The sequence below is a fragment of the Pseudomonas sp. FW305-96 genome (genome assembly GCF_058783825.1).
In genome coordinates this window covers 50,117-66,573 of record NZ_JBYSYW010000014.1, presented here as the reverse complement: position 1 = coordinate 66,573, position 16,457 = coordinate 50,117, and the positions used below count along the sequence as shown (strand labels likewise).

General features: G+C 65.6%; 18 protein-coding genes. 7 read left to right on the top strand and 11 right to left on the bottom strand.

The window, feature by feature from the left end; translation table 11 throughout:
* Positions 1 to 148: 148 nt before the first annotated feature.
* Positions 149 to 1,054: an AraC family transcriptional regulator gene (locus AC3WL2_RS13050; protein WP_102682904.1), complete on the top strand. Its 906-nt coding sequence runs from the start codon at positions 149 to 151 to the stop codon at positions 1,052 to 1,054.
* A 25-nt stretch (positions 1,055 to 1,079) separates the two neighbouring features.
* Here the strand turns inward: AC3WL2_RS13050 and AC3WL2_RS13045 are convergent, their stop codons facing one another.
* A complete protein-coding gene (locus tag AC3WL2_RS13045) occupies positions 1,080 to 1,676 on the bottom strand; it encodes a TetR/AcrR family transcriptional regulator (RefSeq protein ID WP_102682854.1) in 597 nt (198 codons plus the stop codon).
* Between the two features lie 93 nt (positions 1,677 to 1,769).
* Here AC3WL2_RS13045 and AC3WL2_RS13040 point away from each other — a divergent pair, with 93 nt between their 5' ends.
* A complete protein-coding gene (locus AC3WL2_RS13040; protein ID WP_102682855.1) occupies positions 1,770 to 2,384 on the top strand; it encodes an NAD(P)H-dependent oxidoreductase in 615 nt (204 codons plus the stop codon).
* Positions 2,385 to 2,433: 49 nt separating this feature from the next.
* Here AC3WL2_RS13040 and AC3WL2_RS13035 read toward each other — a convergent pair whose 3' ends face one another.
* Entirely contained in the window at positions 2,434 to 2,751 is a 318-nt protein-coding gene (locus AC3WL2_RS13035) for an I78 family peptidase inhibitor (RefSeq protein WP_046855162.1), read from the bottom strand.
* Between the two features lie 288 nt (positions 2,752 to 3,039).
* Between AC3WL2_RS13035 and AC3WL2_RS13030 the strand changes: the two genes are divergently transcribed.
* Positions 3,040 to 3,252 (top strand): hypothetical protein, encoded by a 213-nt coding sequence (locus AC3WL2_RS13030; protein ID WP_102682856.1) that lies wholly within the window; start codon positions 3,040 to 3,042, stop codon positions 3,250 to 3,252.
* Here the strand turns inward: AC3WL2_RS13030 and AC3WL2_RS13025 are convergent.
* From AC3WL2_RS13025 to AC3WL2_RS12995, 7 genes are all read right to left on the bottom strand, one after another.
* A complete protein-coding gene (locus AC3WL2_RS13025) occupies positions 3,224 to 4,234 on the bottom strand; it encodes a nucleoside hydrolase (RefSeq protein WP_102682857.1) in 1,011 nt (336 codons plus the stop codon). The genes AC3WL2_RS13030 and AC3WL2_RS13025 overlap by 29 nt on opposite strands.
* A 111-nt stretch (positions 4,235 to 4,345) precedes the next feature.
* Positions 4,346 to 4,750 carry a D-ribose pyranase gene (gene rbsD / locus AC3WL2_RS13020; RefSeq protein ID WP_102682858.1) on the bottom strand — a complete coding sequence of 135 codons (405 nt, stop codon included), beginning with the start codon at positions 4,748 to 4,750 and terminating at the stop codon, positions 4,346 to 4,348.
* Entirely contained in the window at positions 4,747 to 5,655 is a 909-nt protein-coding gene (gene rbsK, locus AC3WL2_RS13015) for a ribokinase (RefSeq protein WP_102682859.1), read from the bottom strand. Before rbsK ends, rbsD begins: the two co-directional genes overlap by 4 nt.
* Before the next feature lie 9 nt (positions 5,656 to 5,664).
* Entirely contained in the window at positions 5,665 to 6,690 is a 1,026-nt protein-coding gene (locus AC3WL2_RS13010) for a LacI family DNA-binding transcriptional regulator (protein ID WP_102682860.1), read from the bottom strand.
* Positions 6,691 to 6,694: 4 nt separating this feature from the next.
* Positions 6,695 to 7,687: an ABC transporter permease gene (locus tag AC3WL2_RS13005; RefSeq protein ID WP_102682861.1), complete on the bottom strand. Its 993-nt coding sequence runs from the start codon at positions 7,685 to 7,687 to the stop codon at positions 6,695 to 6,697.
* Positions 7,684 to 9,237, bottom strand: coding sequence for a sugar ABC transporter ATP-binding protein (locus AC3WL2_RS13000; protein WP_102682862.1), 1,554 nt, complete (start codon positions 9,235 to 9,237; stop codon positions 7,684 to 7,686). Before AC3WL2_RS13000 ends, AC3WL2_RS13005 begins: the two co-directional genes overlap by 4 nt.
* A 126-nt stretch (positions 9,238 to 9,363) precedes the next feature.
* The gene (locus AC3WL2_RS12995) at positions 9,364 to 10,311 is read right to left on the bottom strand and encodes a sugar ABC transporter substrate-binding protein (RefSeq protein ID WP_102682863.1); all 948 of its coding nucleotides are present in this window, start codon (positions 10,309 to 10,311) and stop codon (positions 9,364 to 9,366) included.
* A gap of 339 nt (positions 10,312 to 10,650) precedes the next feature.
* Between AC3WL2_RS12995 and AC3WL2_RS12990 the strand changes: the two genes are divergently transcribed.
* The 3 genes from AC3WL2_RS12990 (at position 10,651) to AC3WL2_RS12980 (ending at position 12,915) form a co-directional block, all read left to right on the top strand.
* Complete coding sequence (locus tag AC3WL2_RS12990) at positions 10,651 to 11,754, top strand: asparaginase (RefSeq protein WP_102719675.1); 1,104 nt, start codon at positions 10,651 to 10,653, stop codon at positions 11,752 to 11,754.
* Between the two features lie 225 nt (positions 11,755 to 11,979).
* Positions 11,980 to 12,219 (top strand): DUF1654 domain-containing protein, encoded by a 240-nt coding sequence (locus AC3WL2_RS12985; RefSeq protein ID WP_102682864.1) that lies wholly within the window; start codon positions 11,980 to 11,982, stop codon positions 12,217 to 12,219.
* 6 nt (positions 12,220 to 12,225) lie between these two features.
* Positions 12,226 to 12,915: an endonuclease gene (locus AC3WL2_RS12980; RefSeq protein WP_046855152.1), complete on the top strand. Its 690-nt coding sequence runs from the start codon at positions 12,226 to 12,228 to the stop codon at positions 12,913 to 12,915.
* Between the two features lie 6 nt (positions 12,916 to 12,921).
* Here AC3WL2_RS12980 and AC3WL2_RS12975 read toward each other — a convergent pair whose 3' ends face one another.
* The gene (locus AC3WL2_RS12975) at positions 12,922 to 13,347 is read right to left on the bottom strand and encodes a bifunctional (p)ppGpp synthetase/guanosine-3',5'-bis(diphosphate) 3'-pyrophosphohydrolase (protein WP_023631215.1); all 426 of its coding nucleotides are present in this window, start codon (positions 13,345 to 13,347) and stop codon (positions 12,922 to 12,924) included.
* Between the two features lie 270 nt (positions 13,348 to 13,617).
* Here AC3WL2_RS12975 and AC3WL2_RS12970 point away from each other — a divergent pair, with 270 nt between their 5' ends.
* The gene (locus AC3WL2_RS12970; RefSeq protein ID WP_102682865.1) at positions 13,618 to 15,030 is read left to right on the top strand and encodes a purine-cytosine permease family protein; all 1,413 of its coding nucleotides are present in this window, start codon (positions 13,618 to 13,620) and stop codon (positions 15,028 to 15,030) included.
* A gap of 87 nt (positions 15,031 to 15,117) precedes the next feature.
* Here AC3WL2_RS12970 and AC3WL2_RS12965 read toward each other — a convergent pair whose 3' ends face one another.
* On the bottom strand, positions 15,118 to 16,347 hold the full coding sequence (locus AC3WL2_RS12965) for an acyl-CoA dehydrogenase (RefSeq protein WP_102682866.1): 1,230 nt from the start codon (positions 16,345 to 16,347) through the stop codon (positions 15,118 to 15,120).
* Between the last annotated feature and the right edge of the window lie 110 nt (positions 16,348 to 16,457).

Genomic DNA, 16,457 nt, shown 5'->3' with positions numbered 1-16,457 from the left:
GCGGCGCATTGTGCGCAGCCTGTCCCGCCCCGGCCACGGCCGATTCTCCGGCATGCATGCCTGATTCTCCGGACCTGCCTGCTACCCTCTGGCGCAAGCCATCGAATCTGCGAAGATGACAGTGTCCGATTCTCTGCCCGGTTTCGCCATGCACCTGACTTGCCACGTGGATGCCAATGCCACGCTCTGCTCACTGATCCGCACCCTCGCCACGCGCCCGGGGTTCGTGCCCACTGCCCTGCCCCAGGTCCAGGTCCTGACCTGGGACCACTACGTGGCCAGCAGCCCGCAGATCTACGAACCCAGCCTGATCATCGTCGCCCAGGGCAGCAAGCTTGCGCGCCTGGGCCCGCGCACCCTGGAGTACGGCGCCGGGCATTACCTGGTGCAGGCGCTGTCGGTGCCCTTTCTCTGCGAAACCTTCGCCACACCCCAGGCGCCGCTGCTGGGCGTGGCGGTGGACATCGACCGCGCCATGCTCGGCGAGCTGGTGCAAAGCATGAACCTGGGGCCGGATGCCGCGGTTCAGGTACAGACCCCGCAGTCGATGACCTCGGCGGCGCTGGACACGGCCATGCGCGAGAGTGTCGAGCGCCTGCTGCGGTGCCTGCAGAACCCGCTGGACGCCAGGGTGCTGGGGCCGGCGCGGGTGCGCGAGGTGCTCTACACCGCGCTGCGCGGCCCTCAGGCCGGGGTGCTGCGGGCACTGGTCGAACAACAGGGGCATTTTGCCCGGATCGCCTCGGCCCTGGCCTACCTGCGCGAGCACTACGCCGAGCCGCTGGGGGTGGATGAACTGGCCGGCCGGGCGAACATGAGCGTGTCGACCTTCCATGAGCACTTCAAGCGCTGCACCGACCTGGCGCCGATGCAGTACCTCAAGCGCCTGCGCCTGCTCAAGGCGCAACAGATGCTGATCGGCGAAGGCCTGGGCGTGGCCCAGGTGGCGCATCGGGTGGGCTACCAGAGCACCTCGCAGTTCAGCCGCGAGTACAAGCGCCAGTTCGCCCGCAGCCCCGGCGAGGAGCAGACGTACCAGAGCCTGCCGGCTTGATCGCTGGTCCGCCTCGCACTGCCAGCTACTGACGCAGGACCATCGCCACGATGGTCGCCTGCAACTCGCGCTTGGCGGCCTCGGCGGCCAACTCGCCGGCCGCCGCCGCCAGGGACAGCGCATCCGCCGCCCCCACCAGCACCCACAGGCCGGCCACGCCGATATCGCCGCCCGCCGCGAAGGGCGCCAAGGCTTCCCGGCATTTGTCCATGAAGGGCCCTTCATAGCCCCGCTTGAGCGCCTCGAGCTCCGGCGAGCCTGCCAATGCGGCGCTGACACCGGGGATCTCGCGCCCTTGGGTCGCCACGCAGTCGACATAGGCCTCGGCGATCACCCAGGCCCGCCCCGGCAGGTCCGTCGGACAACCGGCCAGGGCCGTGTCGAGCATCGCCGTCTGTCGCGCGTCGTACTCCTGGTACAGCGCCAGCAACAATCCGTTGCGGGTTTCGAAGTGGTCATACACCACCGGCTTGGTGACCCCCGCCTGATCGGCCAAGCGCCCCAGGCTCAGGGCATCGGTGCCTTCCTCGCGTACCAGTTGCCAGGCCACATCGAGCAGTTGCCGGCGACGCTCCTCGCGGGACAGGCGTTTGCGCGGCGTGGTCTTTTCCTCGCTTGACATCGATTACCTACCAAAAGTAACTTACCAATCGTAACTTACCGAGAGTATATAACGCTCCCGACGCACTCGCATCCTGATTCTGGAGACTCCACCATGCATGCCCTGATCGTCATCGGTCACCACGACCCCGCCTCCCTCACTCATACCCTTGCTGAGCAGCTCGCCGAAGGGCTGCGCACGGCGGGCCACACCAGCGAGTTCGCCGACCTGGCCCGTGAAGGATTCGACCCCCGTTTCACCCTGGCCGACCACGCCGTGCACCGCCGCCTGGGGCCGCCGCCGGCCGATGTGCTGGCCGAGCAGGCGCGCATCGAACGCGCCGACACCGTGGTGCTGGTCTATCCCATCTACTGGTGGTCGCTCCCGGCCCTGCTCAAGGGCTGGGTCGAGCGTGTGTTCAGCAATGGCTGGGCCTTCTACCAGGCTGCGGACGGTAGTACCACAAAGCGCCTGCACGGTTTGACTGCGCACCTGATTGGCGTTGCCGGGGCCGATGCCGGCACTTTCGAGCGGCACGGCTACGGCGAGGCCATGCGCGTGCAGATCGAGCACGGCATCTTCGATTATTGCGGCGCTCGGGTGTTGAGTTCGACGTTGCTGGACGACAGCGAAGGACAGGATCCGGCACGGCATCTGCGAACCGCCCGCGCATTGGGAGAGAGGATGTTCGCCAGCGAAGGACGGCGCGAACCGGCGACCGTGGCGTGAACACAGGAAGGCGCGGGCCAGCCCGCGCCAGGTGACCGCGTGCGGGCAATCAGCCGCAGTTGACGCGGGTCACCACACCCTTGTCATCGACATTCAGGTTCAACCGCTCGGAGCGGTATTCCAGGGTGATCACATCGTGCGGCTTGAGGATGCGTGCCATCTGCGAGCCGCTGGCCTTGCGCGCCTGCTCGAGCAGCTCGGCGCTGGCCGGCTTGCCGACGGTGAAATCGGCGCCACTGGCTTCGCAGCGGCCGTCATTGCCGGCCGGGGCGGCAGGGGCGCTGGCGCCCGAAGAGCCACCGGTGCTGCAACCTGCCAGGACGGTAGCCACCAGCAGGGTCGCCAGGGAAGCGCGGGTACGGAACATGAATCCTCCTAAATCGATCCGGGAACTGCCTTATGCGACAGTTCCACCAACGGTTTGTTGCAAAACCGCAAGATTCTGCCTGACTCGGCCAGGGGATGCGAAACGCAATCGTCACCGAATTTTGCACCGAACCGCAGGTTCGGCCAAACGCAAGGCTTATGCCTAAGTCGCAGATCCCGTTGCGCAAAGGCATGATTTACTGCAAGAAGTGGAGCATGAAACACCTCCCCTTCGAACGCCAGGACGCGGTATTCGACCTATCACCCAGGCCCAAGCGAGAACCGCCCCATGAGCAGCCACAGCATCGACGCCGATATCAAGGTCAAGTGGGACGAGGGCCAGAGCGCCTACAGCCCGGCAACCCCCGAAGAGCTATTGCTGATCGCCATCGACCTGCTGGTACGCGATCGTGGCAGCGAGGCGGCGCGCAGCTTCATCGACCAGGTGTTCGAACGCTACGCGCACCACGACACTATTTCAATCGGGCCAGGCGGGCGCTGAGCAGGTCGAAGAAGCCCTGGGCATCGCCCTCCTCGATCCACATCACATTGGCCGGCTGCTTGAGCACGCCGTACCAGTCGGCGACGGTCTGGCCGAAGGTCGGGCCTTCGCGACTGTCGACCACCATGTGCACCTGACGGCCCTTGAACAGCTCAGGCTTGAGCAGGTAGGCGATGACGCTGGCGTCGTGCACCGGGCCGCCGGGCATGCCGTAGTTGTCCATGTCGAACTTGATGTAGGCGTTGAGGATGTCCACCACCAGCTTGCTGGCATTGTTGTTGACCGCGGCGAGCTGCTTGAGGCGCGCGTCGCTGGTGAGCACCTTGTGGGTGACGTCCAGCGGCAGGTAGGTGAGCTTCACGCCACTGGCCAGCACCACCTCGGCGGCGTGCGGGTCGGCGAACAGGTTGAATTCCGCCGCCGGCGTGATGTTGCCGCCGTTGAAATGGGCACCGCCCATCACCACCACTTCCTTGATGCCGTTGACGATCTCCGGCTTCTGGATCAGCGCCAGGGCCAGGTTGGTCTGCGGACCGAGCATGGCGACAGTGATGCTGTGAGGCTCGGCGGCGCTCAGGGTGTCGATCAGGTACTGCACCGCGTTGCCCTGGGCCAGCGGCTTTTTCGGCTCGTGCACCTGGACGCCGGTCAGGCCTTCCTCGCCGTGAACGTTGGCGGCGTAGATCGGCGTACGCACCATCGGCCGCCCTGCCCCGGCGTATACCGGGATCTCTTCGCGGCCAGCCCACTCACGGGCCAGGCGGGCGTTGCGCGAGGTCTTCTCCAGGCGCACGTTGCCGGCCACGGTGGTGATGGCACGGATCTTCAGTTCCTCGGGCGAGGCCATGGCCAGCAGCAGGGCCACGACGTCGTCGGCGCCGGGGTCGGTATCGATGATCAGGTCGCGGGGCGCGGCCATGAGGGAAGTCGCGGCCAGCGCGGACATGAGGACGGCTCCTTGGAGCAGGTTCTTGAGGGACATTCAGCACTCCTTGTTGCTAGGGGGATGGATTCACGGGGGCAGCCCGAGGTTGCGCCCAACCTGTGGGAGCCGGCTTGCCGGCGATCAAGGGCGCAAGCCCTCGCATTCGGTCTAGAAAGTCACGCCAGCCACCAGGGCAATATTGCTGTAGGGCTTGCACTCCCCCGTGCGCACCACGGCCCGGGCCTGGCGACACAGGGTCTTGAAGTCGGCATGGCCCAGCACTTGGCGCTGGCCCAGCTCACCGCCCGCATGCAAACGCTCGACCTCGGCCAACCCCGGAGGCAGGGCCTGGAACACTTCATCAGCCAGCACATGCCGCTCCACCTGCATCTCGCTCAGTACCACGCGCAACACGCTGGCAAAATCCGGGATACCCGGCGTCAGCGCCAGGTCGATCAGCTCCACCCCCGGCGGCACTGGCAGGCCGGCGTCGCCGATCACCAGGATGTCGCCATGGCCGAGCCCGGCAATGGTCCGCGACAGGGCGATGTTCAGCAGTGGCGTCTTCTTCATGGCGCCAACTCCTTCAACAGGGGAATGGACGGCTGCGCGCCGACCCGGGTTACCGACAATGCGGCGGCGCACTGGCCGAAGCCGATCGCCTCATCTTCCGACAACCCCCGCGCCAGGCCGGCGGCAAAACCGCCAACAAAGGTATCGCCGGCCGCCGTGGTATCCACCGGCTGCACCCGTGGGGCCGGGAAGTGCCGGCTGCCGGTGGCGTCGACCAGCAAGGCACCATCGCCGCCAAGGGTGACGATCACCTTCCCTGCCCCCAACTGGCGTAGCCGCTCGGCCGCGCGGCGGGCACTTTCCTGATCATTGACCCGCACCCCGGCCAGGGCCTCGGCTTCGCTCTCGTTGGGGATCAGGTAATCGATGTAGGCGTACCACTCCGCTGGCAGTGGCCCGCTGGCCGGCGCTGGGTTGAGGATCACCGTGCGGCCCAGCTCGCGGCCGCGGGCCAGGGTCCAGGCCACGGTGGCCGTGGGCACCTCCAACTGACAGATGATCACTTCGGCGCGCTGCAGCAGTGCATCGAAACGGCTTACCGACTCGGGGCTGAGCAGGCCATTGCCGCCGGGGATCACGACGATGGCGTTCTGGCTGGCGGCATCCACCACGATCAGCGCCACGCCGCTGGACACGCCCGGGCACACGCTCACCCCCCGGCAATCGATGCCCTCGGTGAGCAGCGCCTGGCGCAGTTGCTGACCATAGGCGTCGTCGCCGACGTTGCCGACCATCGCCACGCTGGCGCCCAGCCGGGCCACAGCCACGGCCTGGTTGGCGCCCTTGCCGCCAGGCGCGGTGAAGAAACTGTCGCCGGTCAGGGTCTCGCCTCCCCGGGGCAGGCGCTGGGCGCGGGCCACCAGGTCCATGTTGAGGCTGCCGACCACTACCACCTTGGCATCCATGGGTATTCCTTAACGGTAATCGTTGAACAGGTCCGGGCGTGGCCCGGTGGATTCGCGCAGCACGATGCGCGGGGCGACGATGCGCTGTTCGGCGGCGCCGTCGCGGCGTGGCGTGACGATGCGCGACAGCAACAGCCCGGCGGCGCTCTCACCCAGCTCGCGGATCGACTGGCCGACCGTGGTCAGCGCCGGGTACACATAGCGGCTCAGTTCGATGTCGTCGAAGCCGATCACCGACAGCTCGCCCGGCACGTCGATATTGCGTTCGGCGGCGGCACGCAGCACGCCGAAACCGATCATGTCGTTGCCGGCGAAGATCGCCGTGGGCCGCTCGCCATCGAGCAGGCGCGCCGCGGCGGCATGCCCGCCGAGGCTGGTGAAATCGCTGTGCAGCACATGGCCCGGGGCAACGCGCACGCCGCCCTCGGCCATTGCCCGGCGGAACCCGGCCAGGCGCAGCTGGCTGACCCCAGTGTCCACCGGCCCGCCGATGGTGGCGATCTCGCGGTGCCCGAGTTCAAGCAGATGGCGGGTGGCCAGGTAGGCGCCCTGCTCGTGGTCGATCCGCACCAGGTCGGCCTCGACGCCTTCCAGGGCCCGGTCGACGATGACCATCGGCGTGCGCACGCCGCTGAGGCTGTCGAGCAGGTCCTGGTCCTCGCCCACCGAGGCGACGATCAGGCCGTCGATGCGCTTTTCCAGCAGCACGCGCAGGTAGCTGCGCTGTTTCTGCGGGTTGTCATCGGAGTTGCACAGGATCACGCAATAGCCGTTGCGCTCGCAGGCATCCTCGATACCCCGGGCCAACTCGGCAAAGTAGGGGTTGACGCTATTGGGCACCAGCAGGCCGATGGTGGCGGTGCTGCGCGCCTTCAGCGAACGGGCCACGGCGCTGGGCACGTAGTCGAGTTCGGCGATCGCCGCCTCGACCTTCAGCCGCACGTGCTCGCTGACCGGACGGGTCTTGTTCAGTACATGGGACACGGTGGTGTAGGAAATACCCGCCAGTGCCGCGACATCTTTGATGGTTGCCATGGTTTCAGTTCCGCCGGTTCGCACGCCGGCTGCGGTAAGTGTCGAGTACCACGGCGATGACTATGACCGCCCCGGTGATGATGCGTTTGGTCGGTTCCGAGGCGCCGATCTGGGCCAGCCCGGCGGCCAGCACCGAGATGATCAGCACACCGAAGAAGGTGCTGATGACCGAGCCGCGCCCACCCATCAGGCTGGTGCCGCCGATCACCACGGCGGCGATCACCTGCAGCTCCATGCCCGAGCCGGCATTGGGGTCGGCGGCCTCCAGGCGCGAGATCTGGAACAGCGCGGCGAGGCCCGCGAGCACGCCCATCAGGGCGAACACCAGGATCTTGAAGGGGCGTGGGTCGATGCCGGCCAGGCGCACAGCCTCTTCGTTGGTGCCGATACCGATCAGGTAGCGACCGAACACGGTACGGGTCAGCACCAGTTGGGCCAGCACGATCACCAGCAAGGCGATGATGAAAGCCGGGGAAATACCGAAGGCGATCGGGTTGGAGAACCAGGCGAAGGCATCGCCGATGTACGCGGTGCGCGAATCGGTGAACTGGTAGGCCAGGCCACGGGCCATCTCCAGCACGCCCAGCGAGACGATGAACGAAGGGATGCGCCAGGCCACGGTGATGCTGCCGGTGACGGTGCCGGCCAAGGCCGCCACGGCCATGCCGAGCAAGGCGGCGGGCAGCACGCTCCAGCCCCAGCCGAGGATCGCCACGCTGACGGTCGAAGCCGCCAGGGCCAGTACCGAGCCGACCGACAGGTCGATGCCGCCGATGATCAGCACGAAGGTCATGCCCACCGCCAGCACCATCAGGTCGGGGATCTGGTTGGCCAGGGTGCTGAAGGTGGCGTAGGACAGGAAATGGCTGCTCAGCAACGAGAACAGCACGATCATCGCCAGCAAGGCCCCGGCCAGCCCCAGGTAGGTGCCCAGGCCGAAATAGGTGCCGCTGCGGCGCACTGGCGCGGCGTCCGAGGTGTTTGTTGTGGTTTTCATGCATCCATCCTGGGGGCTGCGTCGTGCAGCAGGGCGTCACGTTTCTGGTAGCCGGCGAAGGCGGCGGCGAGGAGTTGGTCCTGGGTCCAGTGGTCACGGTCGAAGGTGTCGATCAGGCGGCCCGCCGAGAGCACGGCGATGCGGTCGCAGATCAGCATCAGCTCGCGCAGGTCGCTGGACACCACCACCAGGGCCTTGCCCTGGCGGGCGAGCTCGGCAAGCAGGCCGTAGATGTCGAACTTGGCGCCGACATCGATGCCGCGGGTCGGCTCATCGAAAAGCAGTACCTGGCAATCGCGCTCCAGCCAGCGGCCAATCACCACCTTCTGTTGGTTGCCGCCGGACAGCTCGCCCACGGCCTGGGCGGGGCTGGCGCTGCGGATACGCATGGCGCCGATCTGGCGCTCGGCCAGCTCGCGCTCGGCGTCCGCGTCGAGCACGCCGGCACGGGACACCGCGCCGAGGTTGCCCAGGGCAATATTGGCACTGATCGACTGGCTCAGCAGCAGGCCTTCGCCCTTGCGGTCCTCGGTAATCAGTGCAATGCCAGCCTTGACCGCGGCCTTGGGCGAGTCGATGGTCACCGGCACTGGCGGCTGGCCGAGGGCGACCTGGCCGCTGTCGGCGCGGTCGGCGCCGTAGATCAGGCGCAGCAGCTCGGTACGCCCGGCACCGATCAGGCCGGAGATACCGAAGATCTCCCCTGCCCTGACCTCGAACGACACCTCGCGTACCTTGTCGCCGCGGCTGAGCCCGTCGACCTTGAGCAGCGGCGCACTGATCGTGCGCTGGCCCAGGTCGATATGCTCGCCCAGCTCGCGGCCGACCATCAGGTTGACCAGTTGCTCACTGTTGTAGCGCTGGATCGGCTCGGCGCACACCAGCTTGCCATCGCGCAGCACGGCGATACGCTGGGCCACTTGCTGCAGCTCTTCGAGGCGGTGGGAGATATACACGATGGCCACGCCGCGCTGGCGCAGGCGTTCGATCTGGGTGAACAGCAGATCCACCTCGCGGGCGGTGAGCATGGCCGTGGGTTCGTCGAAGATCAGCACATGGCAGTCGCCGATCAGGTTGCGGGCGATCTCGACCATCTGCTGGTGGCCGATGCCCAGCTCGCCGACAGGGGTGTCCGGGTCGATGGCATCCAGGCCGACCTGAGCCATGGCTGCGGTGGCCAGCTGGCGCAGGCGCTTCTGGCTGATCCAGCCGAGGCGGCTGGGCAGGTTGTCAAGGAACAGGTTCTCGGCCACGGTCAGCGTCGGCAGCAGGTTGAGTTCCTGCATCACCATGCGCACGCCGAGGCGTTCGGCCTCGGCGCGGCTGCCGGGGGCGTAGGGCTGGCCGCGGTAGAGCATCTGCCCGGTGGTGGGGATCTCCAAACCGCTGATCAGCTTGGACAGGGTCGACTTGCCCGCGCCGTTCTCGCCGGTCAGGGCCAGCACCTCGCCGCCGCGCAGCTCGAGGGTGACATCGCCGAGCACGGGCTGGGCGTAGGTCTTGCCCAGGCCGCTGACGGCTAGCACGGTTTCATTGGCCGGTACTGACATGGCCATTCTCCTAGATAGACATACCCCCCTGCAGGAGCGGCTTCAGCAGCGATCACCCGCGAAGCGGGTGCCAGGCACCGCAGTGCCTGCATCGCGGCTAAAGCCGCTCCTACAGAGATCACTTTGTCACTTGGTAATCAGCTTGACCGGGGTCTGGATGACATTGTCGGCATCCACGCCGGGCTGCTCGCCCTTGAGCATCTTCAGCGCCGCCTGGATGCCATACACCGCCTGCTGGCTGGCCGCCTGGTCGAGGGTGGCGAGCACACGGCCATCCTTGAGCATCGGCTCGATGGCCTTGATGTTGTCGTAGCCGACCACCTGCACCTGGCCGGTCTTGCCGGCGGCGCGCACGGCCGAGACAGCACCCAGGGCCATGCTGTCGTTGCCGGCCAGCAGCGCCTTCAAATCGGGATACTCGTTGAGCATCGAGGCGGCAACGGCGTTGCCCTTGTCGATCTCCCAGTTGCCGGATTGCACCGAGACGATCTTCATCTGCGCGGCTTCCATGGCGTCCTTGAAACCGGCGGTGCGCTGCTGGGCATTGGTGGTGGTCGGCACGCCTTCGATGATGCCGACCTGGTCACCGGCCTTGAGCTTTTGCTGGGCCAGGTAGTCGCCGACCATACGTGCGCCCTTGCGGTTGTCCGGGCCTACGAACGGCACGCTGATACCCTTGCTCTTGAGGGTTTCTGGGTCGAGGCGATTATCGATGTTGATCACGATCACGCCTTTGTCCATGGCCTTCTTCACCGCCGATACCAGCGCCTTGGAGTCGGCCGGGGCGATGACCAGCGCCTTGGCGCCCGCGTTGACCATCTGCTCGACGATACGGATCTGCTCGCCGGTGTCGGTCTCGTTCTTGATGCCGTTGGCGACCAGCTGGAATTCGCTGGCGTGGGTCTTCTGATAATCCTTGGCGCCATCTTCCATGGTGCGGAAGAACTCGTTGGCCAGGGATTTCATCACCAGGGCGACCTTGGGCGCCTCCTCGGCGTGGGCGGTAGGCAGGGAGAAGATCAGCGACGACAGAACGGCGAGGGCCAGCGGACGGCCGGAAAACGGCAGCTTCATGGAAATGACTCCGAATCTTGTGGTTTTTATCGGATCGCAAACGTTTGCGGTGACTAACTATGTAAACAGGCTGTCGGTTTGTCAATGCACTGCGTAGGAAGCCGCATCTACGCAGGCCGGATTATCCGCAATTAGTCCGAAAAACCGAACATATTTCCTACGCTTGTTCGGTCCACCGAACAACCAGAAGCAAATTGACCCAACGGTCTCATCGAGCACTCCCAGTCAGAACAGGGGTTTCAAGATGAAATACGACGAACGGTAGTTGATGGTACGAAATCTGCCTTATAGCCGTGCGACATAACGCACATCTCACCCAGGAAGAGAGAAGCAGTAATGATGAAATCCGCTATCAAGACCTTCGCACCGAGCGCCCTGGCGCTGCTGTTGGTACTGCCGACCGGCGTTTCCGCCAAGGAAGCCGCGCAACAACAGAAGCTCGCCAACGTGGTCATCCTCGCCACCGGCGGCACCATCGCCGGGGGGGGGGCCCGCGCCGCCCCCCCCCCCCCCGCCAACAGCGCCACCTACCAGGCCGCCAAGGTAGGCATCGACAAGCTGATCGCCGGTGTGCCAGAGCTGAAGGACCTGGCCAACGTGCGCGGCGAGCAGGTGATGCAGGTCGCCTCGGAAAGCATCGGCAACGAAGACCTGCTCAAGCTGGGCAAGCGCGTCGCCGAACTGGCCGACAGCAAGGACGTCGATGGCATCGTCATCACCCACGGCACCGACACCCTGGAAGAAACCGCCTACTTCCTCAACCTGGTGGAGAAGACCGACAAGCCGATCATCGTGGTCGGCTCGATGCGCCCGGGCACCGCGATGTCCGCCGACGGCATGCTCAACCTGTACAACGCCGTGGCCGTGGCCAGCAGCAAGGACGCCCGCGGCAAGGGCGTGCTGGTAACCATGAACGACGAGATCCAGTCCGGCCGTGACGTGAGCAAGGCGGTCAATATCAAGACCGAAGCCTTCAAGAGCCAGTGGGGCCCGCTGGGCATGGTGGTCGAGGGCAAGTCGTACTTCTTCCGCCTGCCGGCCAAGCGCCACACCGTCAACTCCGAGTTCGACATCAAGACCATCAGCAAGCTGCCGGCCGTGGATATCGCCTACGGCTACGGCAACGTGACCGACACCGCCTACAAGGCGCTGGCCCAGGGTGGCGCCAAGGCGATCATCCACGCCGGTACCGGCAACGGCTCGGTGTCGTCGCGCGTGGTGCCGGCGCTGCAGGAGCTGCGCAAGGAAGGCGTGCAGATCATCCGTTCGTCCCACGTCAACCAGGGCGGCTTCGTGCTGCGCAATGCCGAACAGCCTGACGACAAGAACGACTGGGTCGTGGCCCATGACCTGAACCCGCAGAAGGCGCGGATCCTGGCAATGGTCGCAATGACCAAGACCCAGGACAGCAAAGAGCTGCAGCGGATCTTCTGGGAATACTGATCGGCATGCACCTCGGGCTGGCGTGTTGAACATACCGGCCCATCGCGGGGCCAGCCCGCCCCCACAGGTCTGCGGTGACTTTGTGGGAGCGGGCTGGCCCCGCAATACCTTCGATGGAACCAATCCCTCTACCACGGTCTTATACGGCTTTCATCCTACCTGCTGTTGCGAAATGACTTACAGTGAAATACTGTATGCACATACAGCAAAACAAGGAACAGCCCCGTGGCCAAACCCTCCGCGTCGCCAAGCAGTTATGAACTACTGGGTCAGCGCATCCAGAAGATCATCAACAGCCCCACCGCCCAGCGCAGCCGCGCCGCCCTGATCTTCCGCCTGGAGCAAGAATCGCCCGACGACTGGGCCACGCTGCTCGAGGAAATCGCCGAGAACGACAACGTCACCCTCGCCCACCGCGACGATGGCGGCGTGCAGGTGTTCTGGACCGTGCCGAAGGAAGACTGATTGCACATGAGAGTTTCGCTTTTCGCTGCCTGCCTGCTGCTGCTTACACCCCTCGCCCACGCCGACGCCCCGCGCACCTTCCAGGAAGCCAAGAAGGTCGCCTGGAAGCTGTACGCGCCGCAGTCCACCGAGTTCTATTGCGGCTGCAAGTACCAGGGCAACAAGGTCGACCTGGCGTCCTGCGGCTATGCGCCGCGCAAGAACCTCAACCGTGCCTCGCGCATCGAGTGGGAGCACATTGTCCCGGCCTGGCAGATCGGCCACCAGCGCCAGTGCTGGCAGGACGGCGGGCGCAAGAACTGCTCGCGCAACGACAAGGTCTACCAGCGGGCCGAGGCCGACCTGCACAACCTGGTGCCGAGCATCGGCGAGGTCAACGGCGACCGCAGCAACTTCAGCTTCGGCTGGTTGCCCGAGCAGCATGGCCAGTACGGCAGTTGCCTGACCCAGGTCGACTTCAAGGCCAAGAAGGTCATGCCACGCCCGTCGATCCGCGGGATGATCGCGCGCACCTACTTCTACATGAGCAAACAGTACGACCTGCGCCTGTCCAAACAGGACCGCCAGTTGTTCGAGGCCTGGAACAAGACCTACCCGCCGCAGGCCTGGGAACTGCAGCGCAACCAGCAAGTGGCATGCGTGATGGGGCGCGGCAACGCCTTCGTCGGCCCGGTCAACCTCAAGGCCTGCGGCTGAAGGCCTTCAGGCCAGCGTCTGCAGGTAGGCGCTGGCCTGCTGGTAACGGCAGAGCCGGGCCACATCTGCCGGGCCTGGGCAGGGGATGCGCGAAAGGTCGCTGTTGTCGGCCAGGTCCGCCAGCTTCACCTGGCGCGCCAAGGGGTCCACACCCAGGCGAATGACGAACGCCTCGTAGCTTTCGCCCTCGCGCCGGCTCAGCGCCAGCAGCGCGGCGAGGATTTTCAGCGGGAAGCCTTCACGGGCGAGGTCGGCCAGGGTCAGCGGCGTGTCTTCCAGCACATCGTGCAACACCGCGACGATGCGCTGCTCGGGGGTGATCACCCGCCCCATCACCCGCAGCGGGTGAAGGATGTAAGCCGCCCCGCCTTTGTCGAACTGCCCTTCGTGTGCCTTGATGGCCATCGCGATGGCCCGCTCCAGCGTCGCCATGAGGCGCTCCCCCACTCAACCCGCGCACTAGACAGCATAGCCGCTGCGCCACAGGCATGTTCACCCGGCGCCAGCGCGTCATGCCGGCGGGCTTGCGCCGCCGCAGCCCAAGCTTTTGCCAGCCTTAGGTTTTTTAAGGCTCATGAGCACAAATTTACTAATTTCTCGATCCCCGCCCGCGCCGCATCATCGCGCCAACAAGAACGCGTCGCCCCTTGCCGGCACGCACCCGGGCAGCACCCGATGCCCCACCTTGCCTTGGAGTCAGTCATGACCAGTGCAGCCAATTCGGCACCCCTCATCGAGAAACACACGATCGGCTACGTGCCGCCGCAAGACCGCCATGGAAAGGTAAGGGATCTGTTCACACTGTGGTTCGGCGGCAACATCGCGCCGCTGCCCATCGTCACCGGCGCGCTGGGCGTGCAGTTGTTCCACCTCAACCTGGTGTGGGGCATCGTCGCCATCCTGGTCGGCCATCTGCTCGGCGGCGTGCTCATGGCCCTGCATTCGGCGCAGGGCCCGCAAATGGGCATCCCGCAGATGATCCAGAGCCGCGCCCAGTTCGGTTCGCTCGGCGCCCTGCTGGTAGTGGTGATCGCCGGGGTGATGTACATCGGCTTCTTCGCCTCCAACATCGTCCTGGCCGGCAAGTCGCTGCATGGCGTGGTCGAGACGGTGCCGGTTTCCGTGGGCATCGTCATCGGCGCATTGGGCTCCGGCATCATCGGCATCATCGGCTACCGCTTCATCCACGTGCTCAACCGCATCGGCACCTGGGTGCTGGGCATCGGTATCGTGGTCGGCTTCGGTTACATCTTCAGCCACGTGCAGAGCGACGACTTCCTCACCCGTGGCGGCTTCAACCTGGCCGGCTGGCTGGCCACCGTGTCCCTGGCGGCGCTGTGGCAGATCGCCTTCGCGCCCTACGTGTCGGACTACTCGCGCTACCTGCCGGCCGACGTGAAGGTTTCCTCGACCTTCTGGACCACCTACCTGGGCTCGGCCCTGGGCTCGAGCCTGTCGTTCATCTTCGGCGCGGTGGCGGTGCTGGCGATTCCTGCCGGGATGGACACCATGGACGCAGTCAAGCTTGCCACCGGCACCCTCGGCCCACTGATGCTGGTGCTGTTCCTGCTCAGCGTGATCAGCCACAACGCCCTCAACCTGTACGGCGCGGTGCTGTCGATCATCACCCTGGTGCAGACCTTCGCCTACCGCTGGATCCCCACTGCCAAGAGCCGCGCCGTGCTGTCGCTGCTCGTCCTGGCGGCCTGCTGCGTGGTGGCGGTGTTCGCCTCGGCGGACTTCATCGGCCACTTCGTCGACATGGTGCTGGTGTTGCTGGTGGTGCTGGTGCCGTGGACGGCGATCAACCTGATCGACTTCTATGTCATCCACAAGGGCGACTACGACATCGACTCGATCTTCAAGGTCGACGGCGGCATCTACGGCCGCTACAACCCCCAGGCGCTGATCGCCTATGCGGTGGGTATAGTGGTGCAGATCCCGTTCATGAACACGCCGCTGTACGTCGGGCCGGTGTCCGAGCACATCAACGGCGCCGACCTGTCGTGGCTGGTGGGGCTGGCGATCACCTCGCCGCTGTACTGGTGGCTGGCCAGCCGCGACAGTGCGTATCGCCGTCGGCAGATGGGTGCAAAGCTGGCGGCGGGGGTTTGATCCTGCCAGGCCGAATGCCGATCAGAAGACCCGCCTAGGCGGGTCTTCTGTCGTCAATGCCAGCCACCACGACTCAGGCGGCAAACCCTAGCGCTCGCTACGGAGCATTTCCTTCGGCACATACTTGCCAATCTCATACTTGCCAATCGCCGCCCGGTGCACCTCATCCGGCCCGTCGGCCAGGCGCAGGGTGCGCTGCATCGCGTACATGTAGGCCAGCGGGAAATCACCGCTCACCCCTGCCCCGCCATGGATCTGGATCGCCCGGTCGATCACCTTCAGTGCCACGTTTGGCGCCACCACCTTGATCTGGGCGATCTCGCTGCGGGCCACCTTGTTGCCGACGGTGTCCATCATGTACGCGGCCTTCAGGGTCAGCAGCCGGGCCATGTCGATCTCCATCCGCGAGTCGGCGATCTTGTCGACGTTGCCACCCAGCCGTGCCAGCGGCCGGCCGAAGGCAGTGCGTTCGACCGAGCGCTTGCACATCAGCTCCAGGGCGCGTTCGGCCATGCCGATCGAACGCATGCAATGGTGGATGCGCCCAGGCCCGAGGCGGCCCTGGGCGATCTCGAAGCCACGGCCCTCGCCGAGGAGCACGTTCTCGTAAGGCACTCGCACGTTCTCGAACAACACTTCGGCATGGCCGTGGGGCGCGTCGTCGTAGCCGAACACCGGCAGTGGGCGGACGATCTTCACGCCGGCTGCGTCGGTGGGCACCAGGATCATCGAGTGCTGTTGATGACGCTGGCCGTCGGGGTTGGACAGGCCCATGAAGATCATCACCTTGCAGCGCGGGTCGCAGGCGCCGGAGGTCCACCACTTGCGGCCGTTGATTACCCACTCGTCACCGTCGCGCACGGCGGTGGCGGCCATGTTGGTGGCATCCGAAGAGGCCACGTCCGGCTCGGTCATGGCGAACGCCGAGCGGATCTCGCCGCGCAGCAGCGGCTCGAGCCACTGGCGCTTCTGCGCCTCGCTGCCGTAGCGCACCAACACTTCCATGTTGCCGGTGTCCGGCGCCGAGCAGTTGAACGGCTCGGGCCCCAGCAGCGAGCGGCCCATGATCTCGGCCAACGGCGCGTACTCAAGGTTGCTCAGCCCTGCGCCATATTCGGATTCGGGCAGGAACAGGTTCCACAGCCCTTCCTCGCGGGCCTTGGCCTTGAGCTCCTCCATGATCGCGGTAGGCTGCCAGCGGTCGCCCTCGGCGACCTGGCGCTCGAACACCGGCTCGGCCGGGTAGACGTATGCATCCATGAATGCGCTGACGCGCTCGCGCAGTGCCTGGACTTTGGGCGAATAGGCGAAATCCATCGGGGCTACCTTCCGTCAATGAAGAACATGGACCTGAGCCTAGAACAGCCACCCTTCATCCACCTAGTCTATTTTCTTCGTGTATAAACATTCATAACCAATATATGATC

Coding starts and splice junctions, on each gene's coding strand:
- AC3WL2_RS13045 (WP_102682854.1), bottom strand. CDS start 1,676: ATGTCAAGCGAGGAAAAGACCACGCCGCGCAAACGCCTGTCCCGCGAG.
- AC3WL2_RS12995 (WP_102682863.1), bottom strand. CDS start 10,311: ATGAAGCTGCCGTTTTCCGGCCGTCCGCTGGCCCTCGCCGTTCTGTCG.
- AC3WL2_RS13050 (WP_102682904.1), top strand. CDS start 149: ATGCACCTGACTTGCCACGTGGATGCCAATGCCACGCTCTGCTCACTG.
- AC3WL2_RS13040 (WP_102682855.1), top strand. CDS start 1,770: ATGCATGCCCTGATCGTCATCGGTCACCACGACCCCGCCTCCCTCACT.
- AC3WL2_RS13005 (WP_102682861.1), bottom strand. CDS start 7,687: ATGAAAACCACAACAAACACCTCGGACGCCGCGCCAGTGCGCCGCAGC.
- AC3WL2_RS12990 (WP_102719675.1), top strand. CDS start 10,651: ATGAAATCCGCTATCAAGACCTTCGCACCGAGCGCCCTGGCGCTGCTG.
- AC3WL2_RS12970 (WP_102682865.1), top strand. CDS start 13,618: ATGACCAGTGCAGCCAATTCGGCACCCCTCATCGAGAAACACACGATC.
- AC3WL2_RS12965 (WP_102682866.1), bottom strand. CDS start 16,347: ATGGATTTCGCCTATTCGCCCAAAGTCCAGGCACTGCGCGAGCGCGTC.
- AC3WL2_RS13035 (WP_046855162.1), bottom strand. CDS start 2,751: ATGTTCCGTACCCGCGCTTCCCTGGCGACCCTGCTGGTGGCTACCGTC.
- AC3WL2_RS13025 (WP_102682857.1), bottom strand. CDS start 4,234: ATGTCCCTCAAGAACCTGCTCCAAGGAGCCGTCCTCATGTCCGCGCTG.
- AC3WL2_RS13030 (WP_102682856.1), top strand. CDS start 3,040: ATGAGCAGCCACAGCATCGACGCCGATATCAAGGTCAAGTGGGACGAG.
- AC3WL2_RS12980 (WP_046855152.1), top strand. CDS start 12,226: ATGAGAGTTTCGCTTTTCGCTGCCTGCCTGCTGCTGCTTACACCCCTC.
- rbsK (WP_102682859.1), bottom strand. CDS start 5,655: ATGGATGCCAAGGTGGTAGTGGTCGGCAGCCTCAACATGGACCTGGTG.
- AC3WL2_RS12975 (WP_023631215.1), bottom strand. CDS start 13,347: ATGGCGACGCTGGAGCGGGCCATCGCGATGGCCATCAAGGCACACGAA.
- AC3WL2_RS13000 (WP_102682862.1), bottom strand. CDS start 9,237: ATGTCAGTACCGGCCAATGAAACCGTGCTAGCCGTCAGCGGCCTGGGC.
- rbsD (WP_102682858.1), bottom strand. CDS start 4,750: ATGAAGAAGACGCCACTGCTGAACATCGCCCTGTCGCGGACCATTGCC.
- AC3WL2_RS13010 (WP_102682860.1), bottom strand. CDS start 6,690: ATGGCAACCATCAAAGATGTCGCGGCACTGGCGGGTATTTCCTACACC.